The 14,330-nt window shown below is 57.9% G+C and carries 14 protein-coding genes; 7 read left to right on the forward strand and 7 right to left on the reverse strand.

What is annotated here, in order from left to right:
* Nucleotides 1–58: 58 nt before the first annotated feature.
* Nucleotides 59–850: an MlaA family lipoprotein gene (locus K5R88_RS26230; RefSeq protein ID WP_226298652.1), complete on the reverse strand. Its 792-nt coding sequence runs from the start codon at nt 848–850 to the stop codon at nt 59–61.
* A gap of 166 nt (nt 851–1,016) precedes the next feature.
* On the opposite strand from K5R88_RS26230, the gene K5R88_RS26235 reads away from it, so the two are divergent.
* The 4 genes from K5R88_RS26235 to K5R88_RS26250 all read left to right on the forward strand — a co-directional run bounded on the left by K5R88_RS26235 (nt 1,017) and on the right by K5R88_RS26250 (nt 4,023).
* Nucleotides 1,017–1,727: a response regulator gene (locus K5R88_RS26235; protein ID WP_226298653.1), complete on the forward strand. Its 711-nt coding sequence runs from the start codon at nt 1,017–1,019 to the stop codon at nt 1,725–1,727.
* Nucleotides 1,724–3,082 carry an ATP-binding protein gene (locus K5R88_RS26240; RefSeq protein ID WP_226298654.1) on the forward strand — a complete coding sequence of 453 codons (1,359 nt, stop codon included), beginning with the start codon at nt 1,724–1,726 and terminating at the stop codon, nt 3,080–3,082. The genes K5R88_RS26235 and K5R88_RS26240 overlap by 4 nt, the downstream gene beginning before the upstream one ends.
* Nucleotides 3,083–3,137: 55 nt before the next feature.
* Nucleotides 3,138–3,590 (forward strand): hypothetical protein, encoded by a 453-nt coding sequence (locus K5R88_RS26245; protein WP_192227809.1) that lies wholly within the window; start codon nt 3,138–3,140, stop codon nt 3,588–3,590.
* A 91-nt stretch (nt 3,591–3,681) separates the two neighbouring features.
* Complete coding sequence (locus K5R88_RS26250) at nt 3,682–4,023, forward strand: potassium channel family protein (protein ID WP_226298655.1); 342 nt, start codon at nt 3,682–3,684, stop codon at nt 4,021–4,023.
* Nucleotides 4,024–4,172: 149 nt separating this feature from the next.
* On the opposite strand, the gene K5R88_RS26255 is transcribed toward K5R88_RS26250, so the two are convergent.
* Genes K5R88_RS26255 through K5R88_RS26270 form a run of 4 tightly spaced genes read right to left on the reverse strand, consistent with a single transcriptional unit; the run spans nt 4,173 to nt 9,299 of the window.
* A complete protein-coding gene (locus K5R88_RS26255; RefSeq protein ID WP_008025460.1) occupies nt 4,173–4,394 on the reverse strand; it encodes a formate dehydrogenase subunit delta in 222 nt (73 codons plus the stop codon).
* Nucleotides 4,391–7,267, reverse strand: coding sequence for a formate dehydrogenase subunit alpha (gene fdhF / locus K5R88_RS26260; protein ID WP_008036617.1), 2,877 nt, complete (start codon nt 7,265–7,267; stop codon nt 4,391–4,393). Before fdhF ends, K5R88_RS26255 begins: the two co-directional genes overlap by 4 nt.
* Nucleotides 7,264–8,823 (reverse strand): formate dehydrogenase beta subunit, encoded by a 1,560-nt coding sequence (locus K5R88_RS26265; protein WP_226298656.1) that lies wholly within the window; start codon nt 8,821–8,823, stop codon nt 7,264–7,266. The genes fdhF and K5R88_RS26265 overlap by 4 nt, the downstream gene beginning before the upstream one ends.
* A complete protein-coding gene (locus K5R88_RS26270; protein WP_223414556.1) occupies nt 8,823–9,299 on the reverse strand; it encodes a formate dehydrogenase subunit gamma in 477 nt (158 codons plus the stop codon). Before K5R88_RS26270 ends, K5R88_RS26265 begins: the two co-directional genes overlap by 1 nt.
* A gap of 424 nt (nt 9,300–9,723) precedes the next feature.
* Here K5R88_RS26270 and K5R88_RS26275 point away from each other — a divergent pair, with 424 nt between their 5' ends.
* Together K5R88_RS26275 and K5R88_RS26280 are read left to right on the forward strand one after the other, a co-directional pair.
* Entirely contained in the window at nt 9,724–10,473 is a 750-nt protein-coding gene (locus K5R88_RS26275) for a hypothetical protein (RefSeq protein ID WP_008036614.1), read from the forward strand.
* Between the two features lie 36 nt (nt 10,474–10,509).
* Entirely contained in the window at nt 10,510–10,878 is a 369-nt protein-coding gene (locus tag K5R88_RS26280) for a PH domain-containing protein (RefSeq protein ID WP_008025469.1), read from the forward strand.
* 108 nt (nt 10,879–10,986) lie between these two features.
* On the opposite strand, the gene K5R88_RS26285 is transcribed toward K5R88_RS26280, so the two are convergent.
* Together K5R88_RS26285 and K5R88_RS26290 are read right to left on the reverse strand one after the other, a co-directional pair.
* Nucleotides 10,987–11,355 (reverse strand): hypothetical protein, encoded by a 369-nt coding sequence (locus K5R88_RS26285; RefSeq protein WP_223414554.1) that lies wholly within the window; start codon nt 11,353–11,355, stop codon nt 10,987–10,989.
* Between the two features lie 186 nt (nt 11,356–11,541).
* On the reverse strand, nt 11,542–11,847 hold the full coding sequence (locus tag K5R88_RS26290) for a DUF3077 domain-containing protein (RefSeq protein WP_008036612.1): 306 nt from the start codon (nt 11,845–11,847) through the stop codon (nt 11,542–11,544).
* Between the two features lie 638 nt (nt 11,848–12,485).
* Here K5R88_RS26290 and K5R88_RS26295 point away from each other — a divergent pair.
* On the forward strand, nt 12,486–14,171 hold the full coding sequence (locus K5R88_RS26295) for a trypsin-like peptidase domain-containing protein (RefSeq protein WP_226298657.1): 1,686 nt from the start codon (nt 12,486–12,488) through the stop codon (nt 14,169–14,171).
* Nucleotides 14,172–14,330 lie beyond the last annotated feature (159 nt).

The following is a 14,330-nucleotide window of genomic DNA, read 5'->3' on the forward strand; positions in this document are numbered from 1 at the left end:
CCGGCAGTGCAGATTCACCTCGTCGTCGCGGGTCACGCGGTGTTGAAGAATCAGGCCTTCAGAAACCATCGGCCGGTGCTCCTGTGCATTGTGGTTGAGTGTTCTTCGGCGAGCCTTGTTTGCCCTCGACCACGAAAGCGGCGCGATGCTCGGCGACCACGTTGCGCAACGCGCTGTAATAGTCCGGCAGTTTTTGCAGGCTGTCGGTCAGCGGCAAGACTTCGGCTCGGCCATCGACGATGTCGCCGACGGTGTTGATCGTTGAGAGCGTGTCCACGGTATCGCTGTTGTCGCCGAACGGATCGACCACGAAACTCAGCACACGCCCGGCCGCATCGCGGCTGTTGGACGTGCCGAGCAACGGCAGTTCGACGATCGGCCCGTCGCCGATGCCCCACACGCCGAAGGTCTGGCCGAAGTCGGCTTTATGACGTGGAATGCCGGCCATGCCGGAGACGTCGATCAACCCCACCACGCCCACCGTGGTATTCAGCGCGAACCGCCCCAGCGTATTGACCGAACGCATCGGGTTGCCTTGCAGCAGGTCGTTGATAAACACCTCGGGCTCGCCGAAGTTCGCCACGAAGTTATGCACACCCGTCTGGAAAAAGTCCGGCGTGTGGCGATAGCCGCGAGCGACCGGCGCCAGGGCGTAGTCATCCACCACCCGGTTAAACGCGAAGACCCCGCGATTGATCGGTTCCGCCGGGTCGTACACCGAATAGGCGATGTCGGCACAGCTCACTTCGGCGCTGGACGACGGCTGGCTGCTGCAGCCCGCCAACCCTGCGGCCAGCACGGCAATCGAGGTGTTGCGGGCCAGCCAGGGAGCACATTTGAAAGGCAACATGGACGCGAGTCTCGGGAGGAATTGGCGGCGATGCTGGGCCCCGAGCCTTGCGCAAAGATGTCCGGTTTATTGCGCCGCTGTCGTTTTATTGCAGGATTGAAATATATGACGCGCTGCCGTGAATGGTTTTAGATGACGGTTCCATCCGACCCTTAAGTGACCTTCGGTGAACAGCCTTTTAATTGTCGACGACGACCTTGAAGTCCTCGATCTGCTGAAAAAATTCTTCGTCCAGCACGGCTACAGCGTCGAGGTCGCCACCGACGGCGCGTCGTTGTGGTCGGCCATCGAGCGCCAGGCGCCAGACCTGATCATTCTCGACGTGATGTTGCCCGGCGACAGCGGGCTGATCCTGTGCCAGCAGCTGCGCATCCGCCACGCGATCCCGGTGATCATGCTCACCGCCATGGGTGAACTCAGTGATCGGGTGGTCGGCCTCGAACTCGGCGCCGACGATTACCTGACCAAACCCTTCGATGCCCGTGAATTGCTGGCCCGAGTGCGTGCCGTGTTGCGCCGCGTGGAGGACCGTCGACCGCTGGCGCAGGAACGTCCACGGCCGCTGATCGACTTCGCCGACTGGCACCTCGACGTCACCCGCCGGGAACTGCGCTCGCCGGACAACGTGATGATCCCGCTATCGGCCGGTGAGTTTGATTTGTTGCTGGTCTTCGTCGAACACCCGCAACGTATCCTCACCCGCGAGCAGTTGCTGGACCTGGCACGTGGGCATTGCCACGACGCGTTCGACCGCAGCATCGACGTGCAAGTCAGCCGCTTGCGACGCAAACTCGAATCCGACACCAAGCGCCCGGCGATGATTCGCACCGTGCGCAACGGCGGTTACCTGTTCACTCCAAGTGTGACGCGGCGATGAACTGGCTGAAGCGGATTCGCCGGGACACGGTGGCGCGCTGGATCGCCCTGACCATCATCCTCGCCATGCTCATTTCGCTGGCGCTCAACGGGTTGTTCATCCAGCTCGCCGGCGTCTGGGCGCGGCCGCCGCTGACTGAAACCGGGCTGCTGGAAAAAATGGCCGCCATCACCCGCGTCATCAAGGCTGCCCCGGTGCCCCTGCGCAGCCAGTTGGCACAAGCTGTCAGTGATGAAGGCTTTACCGTCAGTTGGCACCTTGATCGACGTGAGCTCAACCTGCCGCCGGTGGAGGATCTGGATTCCGAAATCGGCTCGACCCTCTTGCAGCCGCTGCTTAAATTCGCAGGTCGAATCCAGACCTACGAGCCGGCTGACTGGACGGAGCCCTCGTCGGACGCGCATTACGCGCTGCTGATCGAGCTGCCCGACTCGTCCTGGCTGATGTTCTCCGCGCCCTCACGCAGTTGGGGCCTCGACGAAACGCCGCGTTACCTGATCGTCATCCTGCTGGTGCTGATCTCCACTGCGCTGGTCGCCCTGATCGCCACCCGCCGTCTCGCCACACCCTTGCAACGTTTCGCTGAAGGTGCCCGACGCTTCGGCATCGATTTTCGCGCACCGCCCATCGAACCCCTCGGCCCGCAGGAAATCCGCCAGGCGATCCTCGCCTTCAACGCCATGCAGGCCCAGTTGCAACACTTCATCCGCGACCGCACGCAAATGCTCGCGGCCATCTCCCACGACCTGCGCGCACCGTTGACGCGCATGCGTTTGCGCGGCGAATTCATCGAGGATGCCGAGCAACAGCAGCGGTTGTTTCGTGACGTGGATGAAATGCAGGCGATGATCAATTCGGCGCTGGAGTTCTTTCGGGACGATGCGAGGCTTGAACCGGCGACCCAGTTTGATCTGGCGGAACTGCTGCAAACCTTGCGGGATGATTACCGGGATCAGGGTGTCGAGATCGCCTTCAGCGGGCCGCAACGGCTGGTGTATTTCGGGCGGCCGTTGGGGCTTAAGCGGGTGATGACCAATCTGCTGGATAACGCGATCAAGTACGGTAGCGAGCCCGCGATTGAGCTGATGCCTGATGCGGGGGAAGTGCGGATCAACGTGCTGGACCGTGGCCCGGGAATTCCGCAGGCCAGTCTTGAACAAGTGTTTGTGCCGTTCTTTCGCCTGGAAGGCTCGCGGAATAAAAGCACGGGCGGGGTAGGGTTGGGATTATCGGCGGCACGGGCGATTGTGTTGGAGCACGGCGGCGAGCTGACGCTGCGCAATCGGTCGAAGGGCGGGTTGGCGGCGTTGGTGGTTTTGCCGGTGCATCCGGGGACAGGATTCGGACTACAGTGAAAGATCCATGCAGTTCGCGGGCGCTGGGGAAGGCGCTGATCAGAGGAGAGGACTTATGAAACGGATCATCTTGCCGGCACTGGCCGCCATGATGTTGGTGCAACTCCCGGCCTATGCCATCAACGACAAGTACCGCAAACAACTTGAGCAATCCGGTTGCACCCAGGTCAGCGAGACTCAGGGCTGCGATATCCACAAGAGCAAAGCGGAAAACGCCAAGGCCGGATTCACCAACCCCGCGGCGGACAGCACAAATACCCAGACGCCCTACGCCGGACAGTGGGTCGCCAAGAGCGATGCCGGCGCGACCGTTGCCACGATTCGTATCGATGCCAAGGAGCAAGTCTGGGTCAACGGCAAGCGGGTAAACGCCAAGCGCACCGATGGCACGCTGCAGTTTCACCAGGGCAAACTCACCTTCACGATTCAGGGCGATCGGCGGTTGCAGAATGAGGATTACTGGACCGACAGCGATGCCGGGACCAAGGGGCCGATTCAGATCGAGTAGCCCTTACATCCTGGGACGCGGCATCGATTTCCAATACTTGTGCCAAGCTGATGAGTGTCAATCCGCCTGCCGCCCTCAGGAAACCCACGACATGAAGCCTGCAAATACGTCGAACATCCGTCGAGAGTTCTACAAAGCTGTCGGCTATTACCTTCGAGTTGTCTGGCCCATCCTTTCCACCATGCTGATCGTCATCGTCACGTGCGGCCTGATCATCAGCTACCTGGAAGGTTGGGATCCTTTCGACGGCATCTATTTCGGCTTCGTGACCGGCTTGACCATCGGCTATGGCGAGCTGGTGCCGAAGTTGCCGGTTTCGCGGATATTGGCAATATTGCTCGGGTTCAACGGCGTGCTGCTCACGGCGATCTTTGCGGCGATCAGCGTGCGGGCGATTGAGATCGCGGTGCGGGTGACCGATGACGATAAATAAGGCGGGCAAACATTGCACACAACCCCTGTGGGAGCGAGCCTGCTCGCGATGGACTCATGGACGCCGCGCTTATCCAGGACTCGCGCGTTATCGTTGACGTCCATCGCGAGCAGGCTCGCTCCCACAGGTTTTTTCGTCGTTTTCTAGATCTACGCCTCCCAACCCGCCCCGCTGACCGCCTCTTGCGCCAACGGATGCAAATCCGCCCCCTGATGCTCTGTCTGCCAGGCCAGCAACTCCTTGCGCATGCCCGGCGTCCAGTACATCTGCAGATGATTACGCACACCGAGCACGGCCTGTTTCCGGTCCGGTTCGGTGGCGAAGTACTGGGCGATCTGGTTGACCATCTTGATCAGGTTGGCAGTGCTCATCGGCGCACCTCCGCTTTAGCGCCTTGACGGCGTTCCTTGAGCAAACGGTGCTGTTCGTCAGTGAATTCCTGGAAGCGTTTTTGCCATTCCGAAGGGTGGTAGACGCGGCTGACTTCCACGGCGGTGACTTTGTACTCCGGACAGTTGGTGGCCCAGTCGGAGTTGTCGGTGGTGATCACGTTGGCCCCCGATTCCGGGAAGTGGAACGTGGTGTACACCACGCCCGGCGCGACCCGTTCGGTGACCCGCGCACGCAGCACGGTTTGCCCGGCGCGGCTGCCGATACCCACCCAGTCACCTTCATTGATGCCACGGCTTTCGGCATCGGTCGGGTGGATTTCCAGACGGTCCTCGTCGTGCCAGGCGACGTTCTCGGTACGCCGGGTTTGAGCGCCGACGTTGTACTGGCTGAGGATGCGTCCGGTGGTCAGCAGCAGCGGATAGCGGTTGTTGACCTTCTCCTCGGTAGGCACATAACCGGTGAGCATGAACCGCCCTTTGCCACGCACGAATTGATCGATGTGCATGGTCGGCGTGCCGTCCGGTGCGGCGGCGTTGCACGGCCATTGCAGGCTGCCGTGGCGGTCCAGTTCGGCGTAGCTGACATTGGTGAACGTCGGCGTCAGGCTGGCGATTTCATCCATGATTTCCGATGGGTGTTTGTAGTTCATCGGGTAACCCAAGGCGTTGGCCAGCGCCACGGTGCCTTCCCAGTCGGCCTTGCCGCCCAGAGGGTCCATGACCTTGCGGACCCGCGAGATACGGCGCTCGGCGTTGGTGAAGGTGCCGTCTTTTTCCAGGAACGAAGCGCCCGGCAAGAACACATGGGCGAACTTGGCGGTTTCGTTGAGGAAGATGTCCTGCACCACCACGCATTCCATGGCCGACAAGGCTGCAGTGACGTGCTGGGTATTCGGATCGCTCTGGGCAATGTCTTCTCCCTGGCAATACAGGCCCTTGAAGCTGCCGGCCAGCGCAGACTCGAACATATTCGGAATCCGCAGCCCCGGATCGGGTTGCAAGGTGACATTCCACGCCTGTTCGAATTGCGTGCGGACCGTTTCGTTGGAGATGTGCCGGTAGCCGGGCAACTCGTGGGGGAAGGAACCCATGTCGCAGGAACCTTGCACGTTGTTTTGCCCACGCAACGGGTTCACGCCGACGCCTTCGCGGCCGATGTTGCCGGTCGCCATGGCCAGGTTGGCGATGCCCATCACGGCGGTGCTGCCCTGACTGTGTTCGGTGACGCCCAGACCGTAATAGATTGCGGCGTTGCCGCCAGTGGCATACAGGCGAGCGGCGGCACGAATATCGGCAGCGTCGACCCCGCAGACAGGGGCAAGGGCTTCCGGCGAATTCTCCGCACGGCTGACAAACTCGCTCCAGCGGGCGAAGTCATTGCCCTCGCAACGAGCGTCGATAAAGGGCTGGTCTTGCAAGCCTTCGGTGATGATCGTGTGGGCCAACGCGTTGAGCATGGCGACGTTGGTGCCGGGGCGCAGGGCCAAGTGATATTCGGCGCGGGCGTGCACCGAATCCACCAGATCGATGCGACGTGGGTCGATAACGATCAACCGCGCACCTTCACGCAGACGGCGTTTGAGTTGCGAAGCGAACACCGGGTGGGCGTCGCTCGGGTTGGCACCCATCACCAGGATCACGTCGGCCTGCATCACCGAGTCGAAACTCTGGGTGCCGGCGGACTCGCCCAAGGTTTGTTTCAGGCCATAACCGGTCGGCGAGTGGCAAACCCGCGCACAAGTGTCGACGTTGTTGTTGCCGAACGCGGCGCGCACCAGTTTTTGCACCAGATAGGTTTCTTCGTTGGTGCAACGGCTGGAGGTGATGCCACCAATGGAATCGCGGCCATATTTCTGCTGCAAACGACGGAATTCGCTGGCGGCGTAGGTCACCGCTTCATCCCAGCTGACTTCCTGCCACGGGTCGCTGATGTTCTTGCGAATCATCGGTTTGGTGATGCGATCCGGGTGGGTCGCGTAGCCCCAGGCAAAGCGCCCTTTGACGCAAGAGTGGCCGTGGTTGGCCTGACCGTTCTTGTCCGGAACCATGCGCACCAGTTGGTCGCCTTTCATCTCGGCGCGGAACGAGCAGCCCACGCCGCAATAAGCGCAGGTGGTGATCACGCTGCGTTCCGGCTGGCCGAGTTCGACCACGCTTTTTTCCATCAGCGTCGCGGTAGGGCAGGCCTGCACACAGGCGCCGCAGGATACGCATTCCGAATCGAGGAAGTTCTCGCCACCAGCCGCTGCAACCCGGGATTCAAAACCGCGCCCGGTGATGGTCAGGGCAAAGGTGCCCTGGGTTTCTTCACAGGCGCGCACGCAGCGGTTGCAGACGATGCACTTGCTTGGGTCGTAGTCGAAATAAGGGTTGGAGGTGTCTTTCACGTCCTCCAGATGGTTCTCGCCTTCATAGCCGTAACGCACTTCCCGCAGACCGACTTGGCCGGCGACGGTTTGCAGCTCGCAGTTGCCGTTGGCCGAGCAGGTCAGGCAGTCCAGCGGGTGATCGGAGATGTACAACTCCATGACGTTGCGGCGCAGGGTCGCGAGCTTCGGCGTCTGCGTGTGCACGGTCATGCCTTCCGTGACTGGCGTGGTGCAAGACGCCGGATAGCCGCGCATCCCGTCGATTTCCACCAGGCACATGCGACAAGAACCGAAGGCTTCCAGGCTGTCGGTGGCACAGAGTTTTGGAATGGTGGTGCCCATCAGCGCGGCGGCGCGCATCACCGAGGTGCCTTCGGGCACGCTGATGCTGCGACCGTCGATGTTCAGGGTGACTTGCACCTGGCTTTCGCGAGCGGGAGTGCCAAGGTCGATATCGGTTTTCGGGTCGAAGAGAGTAATCATTGCTCGGCCTCCGAAGGCTGCAGACCGAAGTCGGCGGGGAAATACTTGAGGGCGCTGGTGACCGGGAAGGGGGCCATGCCGCCCAAGGCGCACAGCGAACCGTATTGCATCGTGTCGCACAGGTCCTTGAGGATGATCGCTTGCGCATCGCGATCGCTCTGGTCCGGCGCGGCCAGCATCCGGTCGATAACCTCAACGCCCCGGGTCGAGCCGATGCGGCAAGGCGTGCATTTGCCACAGGATTCTTCGGCGCAGAACTGCATGGCGAAACGGGCCATTTGGGCCATGTCCAAGGTGTCGTCAGCCACGACCACACCGCCGTGACCGACCATCGCGCCGATGCCGGCGAACGCCTCGTAATCCAGCGGTGTATCGAATTGCGACGGAGGTACCCAAGTGCCGAGCGGGCCGCCCACCTGCGCGGCTTTCAGCGGTCGGCCACTGGCGGTGCCGCCGCCGTAGCCTTCCACCAGTTCCCGCAGGGTCAGGCCAAAGGCCCGTTCCACCAGGCCGCCGTGGCGAATATTGCCCGCCAGTTGGAAAGGCATCGTGCCCAACGAGCGCCCCATGCCGTAATCGCGATAGAACTGCGCACCCTTGGCCAGAATCAGCGGCACCGAGGCCAGGGTCAGCACGTTGTGCACCAACGTCGGCTGGCCGAACAGGCCCTGCAACGCAGGAATTGGCGGCTTGGCGCGGACGATCCCGCGCTTGCCTTCGAGCGAATCCAGCAGCGCCGTTTCTTCACCGCAGATATAAGCGCCGGCACCGACCCGCACTTCCATGTCGAAGGCCAGACCGCTGCCGCCGACATTGGCGCCGAGGTAACCCGCTTCACGAGCAATGTTCAACGCTGCACGCAGAGTGGCCACGGCATCCGGATATTCCGAACGAACATAGATGTAGCCGAAGGTGGCGCCGACGGTAATGCCGGCAATGGCCATGCCCTCGATCAGCAGGAAAGGGTCGCCTTCCATCAACATGCGGTCAGCGAAAGTGCCGGAATCGCCTTCGTCGGCGTTGCACACAATGTACTTCTGCGCCGCCTGAGTGCCGCGCACCGTGCGCCATTTGATTCCGGCGGGGAAGGCCGCGCCGCCACGGCCACGCAGGCCTGAATCGAACACCGCTGTTGCGGTCTCTTCGCCGCCAATTGCGACGGACCTTGTTAAGCCCTCAAAACCGCCGTGCGCCCGGTAATCGTCCAGCGACAGCGGCCGGGTAATACCGGCGCGGGCGAACAGCAGGCGTTGTTGAGATTTGAGATAAGGCAGCTCTTCCACCAGGCCCAAGGCCAGTGGGTGAGCGGATGGGTCGCCTTTCAAGGCATCGAGCACTGACGGCACTTCGTCTGCGGTCAGCGGACCGAAGCCGATCCGGCCTTGCGGACTGTCCACTTCCAGCAGCGGTTCCAGCCAATACAAACCGCGGGAACTGGTGCGCTGCAACTCCAGCGGCAGATTGCGTTCCTTGGCCTGAGTGATCAACGCTGTGGAGACCTCATCGGCCCCAACAGCACGGGCAAGGGAATCACAGGGCAGATAAAGAATCGGCATCACGCGTCCTCCCGGCAAGTGTCGAGCAAGGCATCGAGACGCTCAGCACTGAGCCGCGCATGCACCCGGCCATCCAGCTCCAGAGCCGGCGAACAGGCGCAGGCGCCGAGGCAATAAACGGGGCGCAAACTGATGTTGCCGTCGGCGCTGCTGCCGTGATCGTCCAGTTGCAGGCGGTCGCGCAACTGCGCGGCCAGCTCCTCGGCGCCACGGCTCTTGCAGGACTCGGCGCGGCACAGACGCAGAATATGGCGGGCCGGCGGCGAGGTACGGAAGTCATGGTAAAAACTGATCACCCCGCGAACCTCGGCCTGACTCAGGTTGAGGGCATGAGCAATCTCGGGGACGGCCACATCGGGGATGTAACCGATGCGTTCCTGAATATCATGAAGAATGGGCAACAGAGCACCGGGGGAGCCTTTGTGGCGCTCCAGCAGGCTGTTGACCAAAGGCAAGTGCAAACTCTCATCAGGCATTCAGCAATCCTCACGGTCACGGACAAACCAGAAGGTTGTCGGTCGTCCGAAAGTGTCGGCTGCGGCACTCACACCACGTCACGGTATCGTGGCAATTTCAGGCCGGTGGCCAGGGCACCCTGAATGGGCATCTTGTTGTGCCCGGCACGGTCTTCGCCGCACCTCAATAAGGGCATAAAAGTCAGATTGCCACGCGGCCCTTTATTAATCCGCACCAAAGCGACGTGCTCGGTTCTGTCTACGACCACCCATTAAGTCTAGACGAGAGGCAGCCGAAGGCGTCAGATGCACCTGGCACTCGGGATTCAATTCAATAAACAGGGGCTAGCAGTAAATAGAGTCTGTCCCCTTTGCTGCCAGTGGACGGCAAGGCGGCAAAACAGTAGCGTTGCGCCACTTTCATCAACTTTGTAACGGACTACACATGGCCACTGTCACTCGAGTCTCGCGCCTGTTCTGCGCAATCACTTTCGCCGTCGTGATGACCCCGGCGCTCGCCGGCCTGTCGAGTGAAACCCCGACATACGCCTGGGACGGCTACCTCTCCGATTGCCAGAAATTTCTGCAGGTGGTGGCCGAGGTGCAGGCCGGGCGCCAGACGCCCAAAGAAGCTAATCCCGCTATCAAGATGCATCTGAGCACCCTTGAGTTCCATCGCTACTACCTATCCCCGTCAAGCCTTGGCTCCCCCGAATACGCTCGTTGTGAGAGCGGCGTTCCCATAGCGGAAGAGATCGCGCACAAGGGCGAAATTGAACTCAGCAAAGACGTGGACGAGTATCTCGCGCAAGCCCAGATCAAACACCTGGCCTCCCCGGCATACAAGCGCGCTCGCTCTCTGGGCTTCACCGACGTCGGCGAAATCGGGGAACTCGACCAGCACGCCGAGCTGGATGGTGAAGCAAATCTGAAGACCTTGATGATCAGAGTCGATTCTGGTTGCGGCGAACATTTCCGCGCCGCGAAATACGTCAAACCTTATGTGATCTACACCGTCGGTCCTGACGATGGCACCTGCGCCATTAACCGGAACGTCGCAGTGTTGGGCGGCAAAGTCGCGGAGTGGGGCGAGTACATTGATGAAGAAGCGATTTTTCAGTACGTGGGATGGAAGAAACTGCCTGGACAGGATGGATTCCCCGTCAACATTCGAGTCGTAAAAGCGCTGAAGTAATTCGCAGGGATTTTTCTTCGAACGGAGGATGGGCAGATGATCGACTTCAACAACAAAGGCTTCTTCAAACTCAAGCAAAACGAAGAATACGCAGAACGTGTCAGTGCACTGCTGCTGGAAGGCGAGCACGTCATCGACTCGTACAAATCCATGCGCGACGGCGTCGTCTTCACCAACAAACGCATCATCGCCGTCAACGTACAGGGCATCACCGGCAGCAAAAAAGACTTCACCTCACTGCCCTACAAAAACATCGTCGCCTACTCGGTAGAAACCTCCGGTACGTTCGACCTGGATTCGGAACTGGAGATCTACTTCTCGTCGCTGGGCAAAGTGAAATTCGAATTCACCGGCCGGACATCAATGGTAGAAATCTCAAAACTGATCTCCCAACACCTCCTCTAAATCTGAATCCTCAAAAGCCCCGAAAACCCCGGGGCTAACCCACAACCCCTGTAGGAGCCGGCTTGCTGGCGATAGCGCCAAACCAGCCACCACCAACCCCAAAAGCACTCACCCAGAAACCAAATACGACCAAGCCTGCCCAAGTACAACCGCGCCAACAAAAACACTCACCGTCCCGGCAAACAAATGGCGCAGAAACAGATTCTCGGGCTGCTCAAGCCTCGCAATAAGCCACATCCACGTCCCAACCAACGTGCCTAGCCCAGCCATAATCGAATACAACATAAATGGCTCTTCCGGCGACGGAGTCCCGCGGGCAGCTTGGGTCAATAGCTCCACCACTATCGCGACAATAAGGCCGCTCACAACCCCCGCCAGATTCGCCAACCACACATTCAGTGTGCCACGACAGCGCACCACCCAAACCCACATCCCAAAGAATGTACCGTTAATAGCCAGCCAGTCGAACAACATCATTCACTCCACTCCTTGGTTCAAAAAAATCAGGGCCAACATCACCCTACAAACAACCCCAACCCCCTGTAGGAGCCAGCTTGCTGGCGATAGCACCAAACCAGCCAACATCACCACCGAACGACTGCCACCATCGCAAGCAACCCGCCCCCACAGACTTCCTACCTTATCGACTGACGGCTACAACCCTTAAGCCTTCGCCCCCGCCCGCTTGGACCCCGACAAAGAATCCCGATCCCGCGTCAACACCTTCACCGCATCATCCACCAACGCCTTACTCATCGACGTCAAATAATGCGCAGCCCAGGCGTGGCGGTCGGTGTCTTTGGCGTAGGCAGCATCTTCGGTGAGTGTTTTGGCGAGGAACAGGAAATCGGAAGCCATAGATAACGCATCGCCGAGGGGGACGTCGCGGGTGACGTGGAAGAGTGGTTGATCGCCGCAGTAGATGGCGGGGGTTAGGCCGATGGTTTTTAGTTCGGGTTGGTTGGTCATTGGGCGCCTCCGAGGATGGAGAGGCAATGGGGGAGGGCGTTATGCGATTGGGAATTGCGTAGAGGGGAAAGCCAAATTTTGTACGGATTTATCTTGGTCATGGTCAACGTCCTTGATTTGAGGAGCTGCCACGAGCCTTCTCACGGGCTTGGGTGACAGCCGTGCGCGGGGTGAGAAACCGGCAATCAAGGCAACCGGTAGACCCGAAGGTCTCCCACGCACAGCCGCCATAAAGCCATATCGCAGACGAAAAAAAACGCCGCGATTGGTTTTGGGGCGCTTTGCGCCTTGATTGTTTCGGGTTCTCACACCCGGTCGCTGAATTGGCAGCGACGGTGGGAGGTAACGCAGCCCCCATTACCGCAACCTCCGAGCGGTCAGAAAACGAGCTCCCCTCGCTGAAAACGCTGGCGTTCGAAATGGCAAAAAAATTACTTTCCTTAGTTCGATACAATTCTGGAGAAAATCCAGTACCACTACGCCAATGCTTGCGCCTGCATGAACGCTGGTGTAGTGTCACAACGCCTCCATTCAAGTATTAAATCGGGTTGTTCAAATGCGACCCAGCTCAGAAACGCTATAAGCAACATCGCGATGTGAATCACTCATGATGTTATCTTAAAGGAATAAGGTGAAATATGAATGGAGGTTTTTTTCTTTCCTCAGATCATCTTGGTCCCACGACGACGCCTGACCAGCTCGCCACGATGCTTGGAACTGATTATGCCAAGTTGAAGTATTTTTATTATCGCAGTGGTATGCAGCAGCACTATCGTGAATTTAAGATCCCCAAAAAAAGTGGTGGGGTTCGCACGATACTTGCGCCGGGTGACAAGCTAAAGACTTTGCAGTTACGCCTGGCGAAAAGATTGACGCGTATGTATAGGCCCCGGAAAAGTGTCAAAGCATTCGTTGAAGGTACCTCAATAACGCACAACGCAGCAGCGCATTGTGGGAAGAAGTTTGTCTTTAATATAGACCTGAAAGACTTTTTCACTTCAATTACATTTGCACGCGTAAGAGGGCTTTTGATCGCTAAGCCGTACTCCCTCATGCCGGAGACTGCTACAGTTATCGCTCATTTAACTACTGTGGGTGGGGTTTTGCCCCAAGGTGCCCCTAGTTCTCCTGTCCTGTCAAATATGCTTTGTGCTAGTTTGGATCGAGACTTGTATTCGCTTGCCGTTAAGAATCATGCTGCGTATACCCGCTACGCCGATGACATAAGTTTTTCTTTTTATTGTCAGATATCCTATCTTCCTTCAGAGTTGGTGGTGACTACGGGTTCATCTGATAATTCAAATCATTACAATAGTTTGGCTGGAGAGGAGCTCTCAAGATTAATATCTCGGCATGGTTTTAGAGTAAATGAAAAGAAGGTAAGGCTGCAGGCTTATACCGAAAGACAGGTGGTTACAGGACTTATAGTTAATCGTAAGCCTAACGTGGATAGGCGTTATATTCGTAAGACTTCTGCACTAATTCATGCTCTAGAAAAACTCGGTGCAGAGGAGGCCAATGCTGTACGAAAGGTAAAACAGCCGGATAGTACCACTCCATTGGAGGCTCATATACAAGGGAGGTTGCTTTTTATCAAGCAGGTAGTTGGTTTGGAGTCCGAAGTTTATAAGCGTTTGGCTGATCGATTTAACATGTTGCCAATACAATATAAGGTTCCAAAACCCGTTTCTGAAAAACTGGAAAAAGATTTAAATTTCAGAATCGGTAAGTATGTATTGGACAGGTGCTGGGTTGTTGATGTGTGTATCGATGTTCCAGGAGGGTGCGTAGTTTCGCAGGGGTCCGCATTTATGATGAAAGGCCAACTCCTAATCACTTGCGCGCATGTACTTGCTGAGAAGAAGATTACAGTAAATGAGTGCGAAGTCTTTCGGGTCGACAGTCCCGATGAACGCTATGAGGCAAAGGTTATATATCGAAATGATCATGTGGACATAGCTATTCTCAAAATACAAGATGGACTCGAAAATTACGAGTCTTTTAACTTGGAAGAGGCTGAAGAGCCAAATATAGGTGATCGCGTTGTGGTTCTTGGGTTTCCTAACTTTAAAGAAGGTTCTACTTCGGTTGGGGTTATAAGGACCAAAATATCGAATAAATATCCACTGGATAAACCAGGGGTCATGCATTCGGAAGTCGATAAGCTTTTGTATCCTGGTAATAGTGGTGGCCCGGTATTGGACTCGGCAAATCACGTTGTCGGTATAGCTGCGCGCGGTGCGGCAGGAAATGCGGAAGGGCAAAATAGTTTTATTAGAGTTTCTGAATTACTTAAAATTCTTAAGGCTCGTCAGGTTGTATGAGTTAAGCTTTTTACAAAAGTGTCAGGCTGCTTCACTTTTAGGAGCGTGGCTGGGTGGATGCAGTTTAAAGTTGAAAGTAAGTAAGTCCTGTTATTTAATAATATCTTACATTTTTCGCGCTTGTGAGAAAAAATGCTCGGCAACGAAATGTTCCGAAAG

Source organism: Pseudomonas sp. MM213 (assembly GCF_020423045.1).
In the GTDB taxonomy this organism is placed as follows: Bacteria; Pseudomonadota; Gammaproteobacteria; order Pseudomonadales; family Pseudomonadaceae; genus Aquipseudomonas; species Aquipseudomonas migulae.